Below are 223 nucleotides of genomic sequence, written 5' to 3'. Positions count from 1 at the left end.
AGGGCTTTCGGCCCGGTCAGGCTCAAACGCTCGGGGCAGCTCACCTTGCTCCAGACCTTGGGGTGCTCACGCATAAAGCGTCGGAACAATTCAAACTGCGGCCCGTTGACCGGCAAAGACACATCGGGGCGACCCATGTGGTCCACCACCACGGTGGTGGGCAGCGCCGTAAAAAAGTCCCACAGCTCGGGCAAGTCCACCGCTTCGAAATAGATCACCACAT

The 223-nt window shown here is 60.1% G+C and carries 1 protein-coding gene; it reads right to left on the bottom strand.

The features are described from left to right. A partial coding sequence (locus ACX9YW_RS23700) for an amidohydrolase family protein (RefSeq protein WP_460351276.1) occupies positions 1 to 223 on the bottom strand: 223 nt, incomplete at both ends.

It is taken from the genome of Pseudoneobacillus rhizolycopersici (assembly GCF_054786815.1).
The sequence above is the reverse complement of the archived record's forward strand: the minus strand, read 5'-3'. Positions and strand labels throughout refer to the sequence as shown.